The 13,143-nt window shown below is 69.9% G+C and carries 13 protein-coding genes; 7 read left to right on the forward strand and 6 right to left on the reverse strand.

What is annotated here, in order from left to right:
• Positions 1 to 61: 61 nt before the first annotated feature.
• Entirely contained in the window at positions 62 to 721 is a 660-nt protein-coding gene (locus OCQ_RS20645) for a GtrA family protein (protein WP_008259906.1), read from the forward strand.
• Here the strand turns inward: OCQ_RS20645 and OCQ_RS20650 are convergent.
• The 6 genes from OCQ_RS20650 to OCQ_RS20675 all read right to left on the reverse strand — a co-directional run bounded on the left by OCQ_RS20650 (position 676) and on the right by OCQ_RS20675 (position 7,088).
• Positions 676 to 1,194 (reverse strand): PH domain-containing protein, encoded by a 519-nt coding sequence (locus tag OCQ_RS20650; protein WP_008259908.1) that lies wholly within the window; start codon positions 1,192 to 1,194, stop codon positions 676 to 678. The genes OCQ_RS20645 and OCQ_RS20650 overlap by 46 nt on opposite strands.
• 32 nt (positions 1,195 to 1,226) lie before the next feature.
• Positions 1,227 to 2,051 (reverse strand): biotin--[acetyl-CoA-carboxylase] ligase, encoded by an 825-nt coding sequence (locus tag OCQ_RS20655; RefSeq protein ID WP_014385695.1) that lies wholly within the window; start codon positions 2,049 to 2,051, stop codon positions 1,227 to 1,229.
• 17 nt (positions 2,052 to 2,068) lie between these two features.
• Positions 2,069 to 3,637, reverse strand: coding sequence for an FAD-binding protein (locus tag OCQ_RS20660; protein ID WP_014385696.1), 1,569 nt, complete (start codon positions 3,635 to 3,637; stop codon positions 2,069 to 2,071).
• Positions 3,638 to 3,660: 23 nt separating this feature from the next.
• Positions 3,661 to 5,310, reverse strand: a complete 1,650-nt coding sequence (locus tag OCQ_RS20665; RefSeq protein ID WP_014385697.1) for an AMP-binding protein — start codon at positions 5,308 to 5,310, stop codon at positions 3,661 to 3,663.
• A 1-nt stretch (position 5,311) separates the two neighbouring features.
• Entirely contained in the window at positions 5,312 to 5,866 is a 555-nt protein-coding gene (locus OCQ_RS20670; RefSeq protein ID WP_456152493.1) for a nuclear transport factor 2 family protein, read from the reverse strand.
• Positions 5,867 to 5,948: 82 nt separating this feature from the next.
• Positions 5,949 to 7,088 (reverse strand): PucR family transcriptional regulator, encoded by a 1,140-nt coding sequence (locus OCQ_RS20675; protein ID WP_014383201.1) that lies wholly within the window; start codon positions 7,086 to 7,088, stop codon positions 5,949 to 5,951.
• Between the two features lie 85 nt (positions 7,089 to 7,173).
• Here OCQ_RS20675 and OCQ_RS20680 point away from each other — a divergent pair, with 85 nt between their 5' ends.
• From OCQ_RS20680 to OCQ_RS20705, 6 genes are all read left to right on the forward strand, one after another.
• On the forward strand, positions 7,174 to 8,814 hold the full coding sequence (locus OCQ_RS20680) for an acyl-CoA carboxylase subunit beta (RefSeq protein ID WP_008259921.1): 1,641 nt from the start codon (positions 7,174 to 7,176) through the stop codon (positions 8,812 to 8,814).
• A gap of 5 nt (positions 8,815 to 8,819) precedes the next feature.
• Entirely contained in the window at positions 8,820 to 9,110 is a 291-nt protein-coding gene (locus OCQ_RS20685; protein ID WP_014380991.1) for an acyl-CoA carboxylase subunit epsilon, read from the forward strand.
• A complete protein-coding gene (locus tag OCQ_RS20690; protein WP_014380992.1) occupies positions 9,107 to 9,739 on the forward strand; it encodes a Maf family protein in 633 nt (210 codons plus the stop codon). The genes OCQ_RS20685 and OCQ_RS20690 overlap by 4 nt, the downstream gene beginning before the upstream one ends.
• 94 nt (positions 9,740 to 9,833) lie before the next feature.
• Positions 9,834 to 10,736 (forward strand): sulfurtransferase, encoded by a 903-nt coding sequence (locus OCQ_RS20695; RefSeq protein ID WP_014380993.1) that lies wholly within the window; start codon positions 9,834 to 9,836, stop codon positions 10,734 to 10,736.
• Positions 10,737 to 10,746: 10 nt separating this feature from the next.
• Positions 10,747 to 11,169 carry a SufE family protein gene (locus tag OCQ_RS20700; protein ID WP_009953247.1) on the forward strand — a complete coding sequence of 141 codons (423 nt, stop codon included), beginning with the start codon at positions 10,747 to 10,749 and terminating at the stop codon, positions 11,167 to 11,169.
• Between the two features lie 123 nt (positions 11,170 to 11,292).
• On the forward strand, positions 11,293 to 13,095 hold the full coding sequence (locus OCQ_RS20705) for an acetyl/propionyl/methylcrotonyl-CoA carboxylase subunit alpha (protein WP_009953248.1): 1,803 nt from the start codon (positions 11,293 to 11,295) through the stop codon (positions 13,093 to 13,095).
• The last annotated feature ends 48 nt before the right edge of the window (positions 13,096 to 13,143 follow it).

Genomic DNA, 13,143 nt, shown 5'->3' on the forward strand with positions numbered 1-13,143 from the left:
ACACTGAATTGTTATGTACGATTTTGCGTCGAATTTGTGTCCGTCCGTACACTGACGTGTTGTGTCCTTCGCCGAAGCCACGATCGCGCGTCTGCCAAGGGTTTTGCAGCCCTATTTGCTACGCCACCACGAACTGATCAAATTCGCCATTGTCGGCGGCACCACGTTCGTCATCGACTCGGCGATTTTCTACACGCTCAAGCTGACAATTCTTGAACCCAAACCGGTCACCGCGAAGGTGATCGCCGGGATCGTGGCGGTCATCGCCTCCTACGTGCTGAACCGGGAATGGAGCTTCCGCAACCGCGGCGGCCGCGAGCGCCACCACGAGGCCCTGCTGTTCTTCGCGTTCAGCGGCGTGGGGGTGCTGCTGTCCATGGCGCCGCTGTGGTTCTCCAGCTACGTGCTGCAACTGCGCGTGCCGACGGTGTCGCTGGCGGTGGAAAACCTCGCCGACTTCATCTCGGCCTACATCATCGGAAACCTGCTGCAGATGGCGTTCCGCTTCTGGGCGTTCCGCCGCTGGGTATTTCCGGACCAGTTTGCCCGCACCCCCGACAAGGCCCTGGAATCCGCCCTCACCGCCGGCGGTATTGCCGAGATCTTCGAAGACGAGATCGAGGGCGGAAACGTCACCCTGCTGCGCGCCTGGCGCAATCGGGCCGGCCGCCTGGGTCAGCTCGGCGATTCCTCGGAACCGAGGGTGTCGAAGACTTCGTGATACAGCAGCGCGTGCACCTCGCGCAGCCGCGGAATGTCGTAGAACTCCAACGGATCCTGTGACGCCGATTCGATGATCAGCGTCCCGGTGCGAAACATTCGCTCGGTGATCCGGTCGCGGAATTCCACGCTGTTGATCCGGGCCAGCGGGATGTCGATCCCGGTGCGCGTCAACACCCCGTGCCGGAACATCACCCGCCGGTTCGTCACCACGAAATGGGTCGTCAGCCAGCTTCCGAAGGGCCACAACGTCAGCCACCCGACGATCACCAGCCAGATCCCCCAGATGACGCCGTGGATGATGTTCTTGGCGAGCTGCTCCCAGTGCGTCGAGTTGAGGTATCCCGAGCCGAACGCCGCCAGCCCGGTCACCACGATGAGAACCAGCACCGGCCAGATCAACCGCTTCCAGTGCGGGTGCCGATGCACGATGACGTGCTCGCCGGCGGCCAGCACATTGTCCGGATAGCCCATGCCCGCCGACCTTAGCCGCGCGGCGCGACTAACTAGCGCAAATGCACCACATCGCCGGCCGCGACGACGGCGGTCTGCCCGCCACTGTCCAGGCACAACCGGCCCTGATCGTCGATGGCGGTCGCGGTGCCGTCGATCTGCTTGCCGCCGGGCAGGTGCGCGCGCACCCGGTTGCCGAGGGTCAGGCTGCGCGCCCGGTAGTCGGCGGCCAGCGCCCAGTCGGCGCCGCGCGCGGCGCGCCAGGCCACGATCCGCCGCCCCAGCTCCCGCAGCAGGTCCGACACCAACCGCGTGCGGTCGGGTTCGGCCACGCCGAGATCGAGCAGCGACGTCGCGCCGGGGCCGTCGATCTCCTCGGCGGACTGAGTCACGTTGAGCCCCAAGCCGATAACCACCACCGGCTTGGCCACCTCGGCGAGAATCCCGGCCAGCTTGCCCGGCGAATCGCCCGGCCCGGCCAGCACGTCGTTGGGCCACTTGAGCCCCACCCGGGCCGCGGACCCTTCCAGCAGCGGCGCGACGGTGTCAACGACCGCCACCCCGGTGGCCAGCGGCAGCCAGCCCCACCCGGTGCTGGGGACGTCGACGACGCTGACGCCGACCGACATGGTGATCTGGGCGCGCGGGGTGGCCGACCAGCCGCGGCCGTGCCGCCCGCGGCCGGCGGTCTGGTGCTCGGCGATCAGCACGGCGCCGGCGACGTCGGCGCCCGACGCCGCCCGCGCCAGCAGGTCGGCGTTGGTGGATCCGGTCTGCTCGACGACGTCGAGCTGACGCCAGCCCAGCCCGGTGCCGATCAACTCGGCGCGCAGCGCGGCGGCGTCCAGTGGTGCTCGAAGTTGATCTCGGTCTGTCACCGGACCCAGCCTAGAACTCAGGACCGACGGTCGCGCATGTCCAGGACGGCCAGGTGGCTGAACAGCATGCTGGTTCCGATCGGGTTGCCCCCACCGGGATACGCGGTGCCGCTGGGCGCGGCCATCGTGTTGCCCGCCGCGTACAGGCCCGGAATCGGGTGGCCGGACGTGTCGAGCACCCGCGCCGCGGCGTCGGTGCGCAGGCCGCCTTTGGTGCCCAGGTCCGAGATGCCGAACGCGGCGGCGTGATAGGGCGGCGAGTCGATGGGCACCAGCGGCGAGGCGCCCGCCGAGAACGCGCGATCGAACGCCTCGTCGCCGCGGCCGAAGTCCTCGTCGACGCCGGAGGCGGCAAAACCGTTGAACCGCTCCACCGTTGCCGCGAGCCGCTCGCCCGGAACCCCGATCTTGGCGGCCAGCTCCTCGAGGGTGTCCGCGGAGTGCCACAGGCCGGCGGCGACGTACTTCTCGGTCTCGACGATGGAGACGTTGGCCGCCTTGACCGGCGGCACCTCGCCCTCGGAGTCGTCGTAGATCATCCAGTACGGCAACGTGATTGAGCCGTCCTGCAGTTGCGCGATGATCTCGCGGCCGGCCCGGTCGTAGGCCCGGGACTCGTTGACGAACCGGTCGCCGTCCTGGTTGACGAAGATGCCGCCGGTGAACCACAGCGCGAAGGCGGACCGGCCGTCGGGATGGGTCATGCCCGGCGACCACCAGGCCTGGTCCAGCAGGTCGGTGTCCGCGCCCGCGGCGATGCCGGCCTGCAGCGCCAGACCGCGACTTCCCGGGCCCCCCATGGTGTCTCGCGCGCTGCCCGGCACCCCGTACTTCCGCCGCAGCTCGTCGTTGCCCTCGAAGCCGCCGGCGGCCAGCAGCACGCCCCGGCGGGTGCGGACGGCGCGGCGCTGCCCGCCGGTCTCGACGATCGCGCCGGTGACCCGGCCGTCGTCTACCACGAGGTCGACCAGCGCGGTGTCGCGCTGCAGCGACGCGCCCGGGTACTCGCCGATGGCCTTGAGGAAGCGGGCGATCAGCGCGCGGCCCCCGACGTAGTAGTCCGACGGCGGTTCGGCGCCGAGCCGGTCGGTGTCCAGCGGCCCGCGGATCGCGTCGCGGAACTCGGGGGCGGCGGCCACCGCCAGCGGCTTGGCCGCGATGTGGCGCTGGCCGTCGAGGCGCGCCTTGGGCGCCTTGCCGTAGTAGTCGGGCCACGGCAGCGGCACGAACTTCAGGTTCGGGTCGGCCTCCAGGTACTCGATCAGCGGCGCGCCGCCGCGGACGTAGGTTTCCTGCAGCTCGCGCGGGGTGCGATCGCCGACCACGGCGCGGTAGTAGGTGAGCGCGTCCTCGATGGTGTCGTCGGTGCCGGCGCGCAGCAGCACCGGATTGCACGGGAACCACACGCCGCCACCGCCGGAATACGCCGTGGTGCCACCGAATTTCGCGGTGGCCTCGACCAGGAGCACGTTGAGGCCTTCGCGCGCCGCGGTGTACGCGCCGGTCACGCCGCCGCCGCCCGATCCCGCGACCAGTACGTCGCATTCGGCCGTCCAGTCCGCGGGTCCCAAGAGGCGGGCGTCCATCAGCGGAGACTACCTCGCCGCGTTCACAGGTAGCGCTGCCGGCCGTGCGACGCGAATTCCGCGTCGAGCGAGCGCTTTTCGTCGGCGCTCATCCGGTGGTACGCGGGCGCTCCCCGCCCGGCCCACCGATACACCGGTTCGTCGGTATGCCAGCGCTGTCGTTGCAGCACGCGCTTGAGCACCTTGTTGGAGCCGGTGACGGGCAGGCTCGTCGACAGCCGCAGGAACCGGGGAGCGCCCTTGCTGCCCAAATCTTGCTGGGCGGACAGGTAGGCGGCGAACCCGGCGGCGTCGAAACTCTCGGGATCGGCCACCTCGAGGGCCGCCATCACCTGATCGCCCGAGCGCGGATCGGGCACCGCGTAGACCCCGGCCGCCACCACGTCCGGGTGCCGGCGCAGCACGCGCTCGATGGTCAGCGCGGACGTGTTCTCGCCGTCGACCCGGATCCAGTCGCCGCGGCGGCCGGCGAAGTACAGGAACCCCGCCTCGTCCCGGTACCCGAGGTCGCCGGTCCAATACCAGCCGTTGCGGATCCGCTCGGCGTCGGCGTCGTCGTTTTTGTAGTAGCCCTCGAACGTCCGGGTGCCGGCCTTGTCGACGATTTCGCCCACGGCCTCGTCGGGGTTGAGCACCCGGCCGTGCTCGTCGAGGAGCGCGGGCGGGCAGTCGGTCAGCGTCTCCGGATCGACCACCGCGACACCGGGGTGGGCCGGCCGGCCCAGCGCCCCCGGCGGTGCGTCCGGGGCGTGCGCGACGGCGCCGCCACCCTCGCTCGAGCCGTAGCCCTCCAGCAGCTCCGCGCCGAAGCGGCGCCGGAACTGCGCCTGGTCGTCCGGTGACGCCTCAGTGCCGAAGCCGCGGACCAGCGCGTTGTCGGCGTCGTCGGGCCGCTCGGGTGTGGCCATCAGATAGGCGAGCGCCTTGCCCACGTAGGTGAAGAACGTCGCGCCGAAGTAGCGCACGTCGGGCAGGAACCGGGACGCCGAGAACACCGGCGTCAGGCACACCGTGTCGCCGTTGGCCAGCGCCGGCGCCCACAGCGCCATGATCGCGTTGCCGTGGAACAGCGGCATGCAGCAGTAGTCGACGTCGTCGCGGACATGCCCGAACTTCTCGGTGGCCGTGTGCGCGATTAAGGCCAGCCGCCCCTGGCTGCATTTGACCGCCTTCGACGCGCCCGTCGTCCCCGAGGTGAACAGCAGCAGGAACAACGACTCCGGGCCGACCCCGGGCGCGACGTCGGGTTGGCCGCGAAGGGGGTCCACGCGCTCGCGGTAGCCGGGGTCGTCGACCTGCAGAAAACGGTCCGCCGCCAGTTCCAGGCCGAGCCCGCGCAGTCGCTCCGCGCCCGCGGCGTCGGTGACGATCATCTGGCAATCGGTGTGCCGGATCTCTTCGGCCAGCTCGGCGGCGCCGCGGGTCGGGTTGATGCCCACCACGGTCGCCCCCGCCAGCGCCGCGCCGCCGAGCCAGAAGACGAAGTCGGGCACGTTGTCCAGCAGCACCCCGATGTGAAACGGGCCGTCACGGCGCATCGATCGGGCCAGCGCGGCGCGCGCGGCGGATTCGCGGACCACCTCGTCCCACGTCCAGTCGCGGTCGCGGGTGCGCAGCCCGACGTGTTCGTCACCGAGGCGATCGAGGAGCATCGTCGCGATGTCGGCGGCCATCTCAGGCCGACGCGTGCACGAGGTCCAGGTACTCCTGCGGCAGCTCGTCGCGGGACAGCTTGGTCACGCTGACCACACCGGGGTTGTAGGAGTCCTCACCAATGATCTTGCCGCTCTTGTCGATTGGCCACAGCAGCAGCTGCCGGAACACCACCAGGTAATCCCCGTCGGGGTCGTCGACCGGCATCCCGAGGATGCGCGTCAGCTCCGCCGCCGGGTAGAGCTGCTTGAGCAGACCCTCGGTCACCAGGCAGTCGTCGTCGACGACGAGCCGCTGCACCTCGAACTCGAGAATGTTGGTGCGGGTCGCCAGGAAGTCGACGTAGTAGCTGCGCACCCCGTCGGTGGTTTTCGCGCCCACATCCTGGGCCCCGTGCCAAAAGTGGTAGGCGGGATCGGGGCTCAGCGTCGCCATCAACCGCTCCAAATCCGGTGCGGCCTCGGCCTTCATATGTTCGATCACCACGCTCAGCACCGCCCGGTGCCGCTCGTTGGTGGTTTCGGCCAACCGCCTCTCCAGCGGTTCCCAGGTCCGGTTGGGGTCGATGATCGCCATGCGGTCATCATCACGAATCCGCCGGCCCGCGGTCATCCGCCAGCCGTCGCCCGTATTCGCCGATCCGCCCGACGATCGTCGGTCAGGCCTGTTCCGGTTCGTCGAGTTCGGTCGAGGACAGCGCGATCCGCCGGATCATGAGCACCAGCGTGGCGATGAACCGGTCCATCGGATCGTTGAGATCCCACCCCATCTGCGACCCCACATGCGCGAGCCGCGCCGCGACGGTGCTGTGATGCAGATGCAGTTCGGCGGCCGTGCGCCGCAGCGACCCGAATACGAGGAAGGCCTCCACGGTGTCGACGTCGAGCGCACCCGTAGGTGTCGCGGCAATCTCGTTGATCCGCAACACATCTCGTTGCCGGCGCACACGTTCCAGGGGGATGTCGGCCAACAGCTCCAGCGCGCTGAGCCGCTCGTAGGCCACGGCGCGCCTGCCGTAACCGGTCGACGACGCGAAGCGCAGCGCGCCCAGCGCCTGCTGCCAGGAGGTGGCCGCGGCCAGCGCTTCGACGCTGGCACCGATGCCGACCCAGGGACCCCGGTTCGCCCCCTCGGTGCGCCGTCCCGGGAACGCGGTGGTGATCGCGCCCTCCAGCCCGTCGGAGAGCGCCCGGGTGTCGATGGGCCCCTGGCACAGCACGGCCGTCGCGTTTCCGATGGCGGTCGAGCGCACCGACGAGCCCGGGAGCTGGCGGGCGATGATCCGCAGCGCCTCGGGCGGCGAGTGCGCCGACACCGCCAGCACGCAGATGTTGCGCTTCTCGTCCAGCCCGAGCAGGCGGACCGCCCGCACCCGGTCCTCCCGGCGCTCCTTGCCGGACAGCACGACTTCGAGCAGCGCCGGGTCCCCGATGTGCAACTCGCCCGACGCCCCGGCGCGCGCCGGCACCGCGCGCAGCGTGTGGGCCAACCGATCGAGCAGCACCGGATCGAGGGCGTGCGCGGGACCGTCGCGCTCCAGCCACACGCTCGGCTCGTCCGCCGGTGCCGGCGGCGGCACATCCCCGCCCGGTTCCAGGCCACCCGTCGCGTCGTAACGAATCACGGTGCCCGACGCCCACCGCGCGCCGATCGGGCACTCGGCCAGCAACGCCGCGCAGCGCACCACGGTGTCGGCGTCGGCCGCCGACTCGTGGAGCCGGTCGAAGTGGGAGATGATCCGCAGCACAGAGGCGGAATCGGAACCCAGTTGCGACATGCGCGCCGGATCGGCGTTCATCAGCGGAGGTTACCGTCAAAGCCCTTCAAACCCCTTTAAAGCCCATGAAAGGGACGGGCTACCAGCCACGCTAAGCTCGACTCCCATGACGAGCGTTACCGACCACACCGCGGAACCCGCTGCCGAACACACCATCGACATCCACACCACCGCGGGCAAGCTGGCCGAACTGCACAAGCGCCGCGAGGAGTCGCTGCACCCGGTGGGTGAAGAGGCCGTCGAGAAGGTGCACGCCAAGGGCAAGCTGACCGCCCGCGAGCGCATCCTCGCCCTGCTCGACGAGGACTCGTTCGTCGAGCTCGACGCGCTGGCCAGGCACCGGAGCAAGAACTTCGGCCTGGAGAACAACCGCCCGCTCGGCGACGGCGTGATCACCGGCTACGGCACCATCGACGGCCGCGACGTGTGCATCTTCAGCCAGGACGCCACGGTGTTCGGCGGCAGCCTCGGCGAGGTGTACGGCGAGAAGATCGTCAAGGTCCAGGAGCTGGCGATCAAGACCGGGCGCCCGCTGATCGGCATCAACGACGGCGCGGGGGCGCGCATCCAGGAGGGCGTGGTCTCGCTCGGCCTCTACAGCCGCATCTTCCGCAACAACATCCTGGCCTCCGGCGTCATCCCGCAGATCTCGCTGATCATGGGGGCCGCCGCCGGTGGGCACGTCTACTCCCCCGCGCTGACCGACTTCGTGGTCATGGTCGACCAGACCAGCCAGATGTTCATCACCGGGCCCGACGTCATCAAGACCGTGACCGGCGAGGACGTCACCATGGAGGAGCTGGGCGGCGCCCACACCCACATGGCCAAGTCGGGCACGCTGCACTACGTCGCCTCCGGTGAGCAGGACGCCTTCGACTGGGTCCGCGATCTGCTGAGCTACCTGCCGCCCAACAACGCGACCGACCCGCCCCGCTACGCCGAGCCGCACCCGCCCGGCGCCATCGAGGACAACCTCACCGAGGAGGACCTCGAGCTGGACACGCTGATCCCGGACTCGCCCAACCAGCCCTACGACATGCACGAGGTGATCACCCGCATCCTCGACGACGACGAATTCCTGGAAGTCCAGGGGGGTTACGCGCAGAACATCGTCGTCGGGTTCGGCCGCATCGACGGCCGCCCGGTCGGGATCGTGGCCAACCAGCCGACGCAGTTCGCCGGCTGCCTGGACATCAACGCCTCGGAGAAGGCGGCCCGCTTCGTGCGGACCTGCGACTGCTTCAACATCCCGATCATCATGCTGGTCGACGTGCCGGGCTTTTTGCCGGGCACCGGCCAGGAGTACAACGGCATCATCCGGCGCGGCGCCAAGCTGCTGTACGCCTACGGCGAGGCCACCGTCCCCAAGATCACCGTCATCACCCGCAAGGCCTACGGCGGCGCCTACTGCGTCATGGGCTCCAAGGACATGGGCTGCGACGTCAATATCGCCTGGCCGTCGGCGCAGATCGCCGTGATGGGGGCCTCCGGCGCCGTCGGATTCGTCTACCGCAAGCAGCTTTCCGAGGCGGCCAAGGAGGGCAAGGACGTCGACGCGCTGCGCCTGCAGCTGCAGCAGGAGTACGAGGACACCCTGGTCAACCCGTACGTCGCCGCCGAGCGCGGATACGTCGACGCGGTGATCCCGCCCTCGCACACCCGCGGCTACATTGGCACGGCGCTGCGCCTGCTGGAACGCAAGATCGCCCACCTGCCCCCCAAGAAGCACGGGAACATTCCGCTGTGAGTCGAGTGAGCGACGGGAACGAGACGAACAATTCGGCCGCTGTGAGTGACGAAAACGGTTCTGCGGCAACCGAAGCCGCGCCCGAGGCGCACGAGCCGCACATCCAGATCCTCAAGGGCGAACCCACCGTCGAGGAGGTGGCCGCGCTGGTCGCGGTGCTGGGCAGCGTCGGCGGTGCGCCCGAGCCCGAACAGCCCGAGGAGACCCGCTGGGGTCTGCCGGTCGACCGGCTGCGGTTCGCGATGTCGAACTACCAGCGGCTCACGTTCCAGCAAATGACCCACATGAGGCATTGACCCGCCTGGTGCTGGCGTCGGCCTCGGCCGGCCGGCTCAAGGTGTTGCGTCAGGCCGGCGTCGACCCGCTGGTCGTGGTGTCCGGCGTCGACGAGGACGCGGTCGCGGCCGCGCTGGGACCCGGCGCGGAGCCGCCCGACGTGGTGTGCGCCCTGGCCCGGGCCAAGGCCGAACAGGTCGCCGGCGGGCTGGACGGCGCCGTCGCGGCCGATTGCGTTGTCCTTGGCTGTGATTCGATGCTTTCCCTCGACGGCCGGCTGTGCGGCAAGCCCGGGTCGGCCGACGCCGCGGCGAGCCAGTGGCGCCGCATGGGCGGGCGCTCCGGCGGGCTGCACACCGGGCACTGCCTGCTGCGGATGTCCGACGGCGCGATCACCCATTGCGAGGTCGAATCCGCTTGCACCACAGTCTATTTCGCCGAACCGACGGAGACCGATCTGCGCGCCTACGTGGCCGGCGGCGAACCGTGGCACGTGGCTGGCGGCTTCACCCTCGACGGGCTGGGCGGCTGGTTCGTCGACGGCATCGACGGCGACCCGTCGAACGTGATCGGCGTGAGCCTGCCGCTGCTGCGGCGCCTGCTGGGGCGGGCCGGGCTGTCGGTGGCCGCGCTGTGGGCCGGCAATTGACCCCGAGCGCCGAATTGTGGGGCCGAATCCCGCTCCAACCGCGGCAACTAGTCGACGTTGGTGACGAAATCCCGGGATGAGTAGGCTCGGCAGCGTGGCATTACCCCCCGATCCAAGCCCGACACTGTCGAACTACGCCCACCCCGAGCGACTGGTCACGGCCGACTGGCTGTCGGCCCACCTGGGCACCCCCGGCCTGGTGATCGTCGAGTCCGACGAGGACGTGCTGCTCTATGACGTGGGCCACATCCCCGGTGCGGTGAAAGTCGACTGGCACACCGATCTCAACGACCCGCGGGTCCGCGACTACATCGACGGTGCGCAGTTCGCGGAGTTGATGGACCGCAAGGGCATCGCCCGCGACGACACCGTGGTGATCTACGGCGACAAGAGCAACTGGTGGGCCGCCTATGCGCTGTGGGTGTTCACGTTGTTCGGCCACCCGGACGTGCGCCTACTCAACGGCGGCCGCGACCTGTGGCTGGCCGAACGCCGGGAGACCACGCTGGACGTCCCCACCAAGACGTCCACCGGCTACCCCGTCGTCACGCGCAACGACGAGCCCATCCGCGCCTTCAAGGACGACGTGCTGGGGATCCTCGGCAGCCAGCCGCTGATCGACGTGCGCTCGCCCGACGAGTACACCGGCAAACGCACGCACATGCCCGAGTACCCCGAGGAGGGCGTGCTGCGCGGCGGCCACATCCCCACCGCCCGGTCGATCCCGTGGGCCAAGGCGGTCGACGAGAGCGGCCGCTTCCGCAGCCGCGAGGAACTCGAGGAGCTCTATGGCTTCCTCGAGCCCGACGACAAGACCGTCGTGTACTGCCGCATCGGCGAACGGTCCAGCCACACGTGGTTCGTCCTGACGCACCTGCTGGGCAAGCCCGGCGTGCGCAACTACGACGGGTCGTGGACCGAGTGGGGCAACACCGTGCGCACCCCGATCGTCGCGGGCCCCGAACCGGGACCGGCACCGGGGCCCGTCTCCGTTTGATGGGTTCGTCATGAGCATGCCCGCGCCGCTGGCCGAGGTGGTCTCCGACTTCGCCGAGGTCGAGGGCCAGGACAAGCTGAAGCTGCTGCTGGAATTCGCCGACGAGCTGCCGGACCTGCCGCCCGAGCTCGAAGAGCGGGCCATGGAGCCGGTGCCCGAGTGCCAGACGCCGCTGTTTCTGCACGTCGACGCCAGCGACCCGAACCGGGTGCGGTTGCACTTCAGCGCGCCCGCCGAATCGCCGACCACCCGGGGTTTCGCGTCGATCCTGGCCACCGGCCTGGACGAGCAGCCGGCCGCCGAAATCCTGGCGGTGCCCGAGGATTTCTACGACGACCTCGGGTTGGCCGCGCTGATCAGCCCGCTGCGATTGCGCGGCCTGTCGGCGATGCTCGCGCGCATCAAGCGCAGGCTGCGCGAGTCGACCGGATAAACCCGGACCGCCTCGTCGGCCCAACGGCGCGGCGCTTAGACTTCCCGAGAACTCGTTGTAAGAAATTCTCTTAGAGAAGCCCCGCAGAAATACGTCTGCGACCGATGCCATACAGGAGGCGCTGTGGCCAGTCACGCCAGCTCGAGGATCTCCAAAGTCCTCGTCGCCAACCGCGGCGAGATCGCTGTCCGGGTGATCCGCGCGGCCCGCGACGCGGGCCTGTCCAGCGTGGCGGTGTACGCCGAACCCGACGCCGACGCGCCGCACGTGCGGCTGGCCGACGAGGCGTTCGCGTTGGGCGGTCAGACGTCCGCGGAGTCCTACCTGGACTTCGGCAAGCTCCTCGACGCGGCGGCCAAGTCCGGCGCCAACGCCGTGCACCCCGGCTACGGATTCCTCTCGGAGAACGCCGATTTCGCTCAGGCTGTGCTCGACGCGGGCCTGATCTGGATCGGCCCCAGCCCGCAGTCCATCCGCGACCTCGGTGACAAGGTCACCGCCCGCCACATCGCCGCCCGCGCCCAGGCGCCGCTGGTGCCCGGCACCCCCGACCCCGTCAAGGACGCCGACGAGGTGGTGGCATTCGCCAAGGAGTACGGCGTGCCGATCGCGATCAAGGCCGCCTTCGGCGGCGGCGGCCGCGGCATGAAGGTGGCCCGCACCATCGAGGAGATCCCGCACCTCTACGAGTCGGCCGTGCGTGAGGCCGTCGCGGCGTTCGGCCGCGGCGAGTGCTTCGTCGAGCGCTACCTGGACAAGCCGCGCCACGTGGAGGCGCAGGTGATCGCCGACCAGCACGGCAACGTCATCGTCGCCGGCACCCGCGACTGCTCGCTGCAGCGCCGGTTCCAGAAGCTGGTGGAAGAGGCGCCCGCGCCGTTCCTGACCGACGCGCAGCGCAAGGAGATCCACGAGTCGGCCAAGCGGATCTGCAAGGAGGCCCACTACTACGGCGCCGGGACCGTCGAATACCTGGTCGGCCAGGACGGCCTGATCTCCTTCCTGGAGGTCAACACGCGCCTGCAGGTCGAGCACCCGGTCACCGAGGAGACCGCCGGCATCGACCTGGTGCTGCAGCAGTTCAAGATCGCCAACGGCGAGAAGCTGGACCTCACCGAGGACCCCACCCCGCGCGGGCACGCCATCGAGTTCCGGATCAACGGCGAGGACGCCGGGCGAGGCTTCCTGCCGGCGCCCGGCCCGGTCACCCGCTACGACATCCCGACCGGGCCCGGGGTCCGGCTGGATTCGGGCGTCGAGGCCGGTTCGGTCATCGGCGGGCAGTTCGACTCCATGCTGTCCAAGCTGATCGTGTACGGCGCCACCCGCGAGGAGGCGCTGGCCCGCTCCCGTCGCGCCCTGGACGAATTCCACGTCGAGGGGCTCGCCACGGTCATCCCGTTCCACCGCGCCGTCGTGAGTGACCCGGCGTTCATCGGTGACGGCGAGAGCTTCTCGGTCCACACGCGCTGGATCGAGACCGAGTGGGACAACACCATCGAACCGTTCACCGCCGGCGAGCCCCTGGACGACGAAGCCGACGCCCGGCCCCGCCAGAAGGTCGTCGTGGAGGTCGGCGGCCGCCGGCTCGAGGTGTCGCTGCCCGGTGACCTGGCGCTGTCGGGCGGGGGCTCCGGCGGCGGCGAGGCGGGTGTCATCCGCAAGAAGCCCAAGGCCCGTAAGCGGGGGGCGCACGCCGGTGCGGCCGCCTCCGGCGACGCGGTCACCGCGCCCATGCAGGGCACCGTGGTCAAGGTCGCCGTCGAGGAGGGCCAGGAGGTTGCCGCCGGCGACCTGGTGGTGGTCCTCGAGGCGATGAAGATGGAGAACCCGGTCACCGCGCACAAGGACGGCGTCATCACCGGGCTCGCGGTCGAGCCCGGTGCGGCCATCACGCAGGGCACGGTGCTGGCCGAGATCAAGTAGCGGCCCGACGGACTTCACCGGGATCACCGGGAGCGTTGTCGCCCCTGG

This window comes from Mycobacterium paraintracellulare, from assembly GCF_000276825.1.
Taxonomy (GTDB): Bacteria; Actinomycetota; Actinomycetes; order Mycobacteriales; family Mycobacteriaceae; genus Mycobacterium; species Mycobacterium intracellulare.

Coding starts and splice junctions, on each gene's coding strand:
- OCQ_RS20665 (WP_014385697.1), bottom strand. CDS start 5,310: ATGGCCGCCGACATCGCGACGATGCTCCTCGATCGCCTCGGTGACGAA.
- OCQ_RS20670 (WP_456152493.1), bottom strand. CDS start 5,866: ATGGCGATCATCGACCCCAACCGGACCTGGGAACCGCTGGAGAGGCGG.
- OCQ_RS20650 (WP_008259908.1), bottom strand. CDS start 1,194: ATGGGCTATCCGGACAATGTGCTGGCCGCCGGCGAGCACGTCATCGTG.
- OCQ_RS20675 (WP_014383201.1), bottom strand. CDS start 7,088: ATGAACGCCGATCCGGCGCGCATGTCGCAACTGGGTTCCGATTCCGCC.
- OCQ_RS20680 (WP_008259921.1), top strand. CDS start 7,174: ATGACGAGCGTTACCGACCACACCGCGGAACCCGCTGCCGAACACACC.
- OCQ_RS20660 (WP_014385696.1), bottom strand. CDS start 3,637: ATGGACGCCCGCCTCTTGGGACCCGCGGACTGGACGGCCGAATGCGAC.
- OCQ_RS20700 (WP_009953247.1), top strand. CDS start 10,747: ATGAGCATGCCCGCGCCGCTGGCCGAGGTGGTCTCCGACTTCGCCGAG.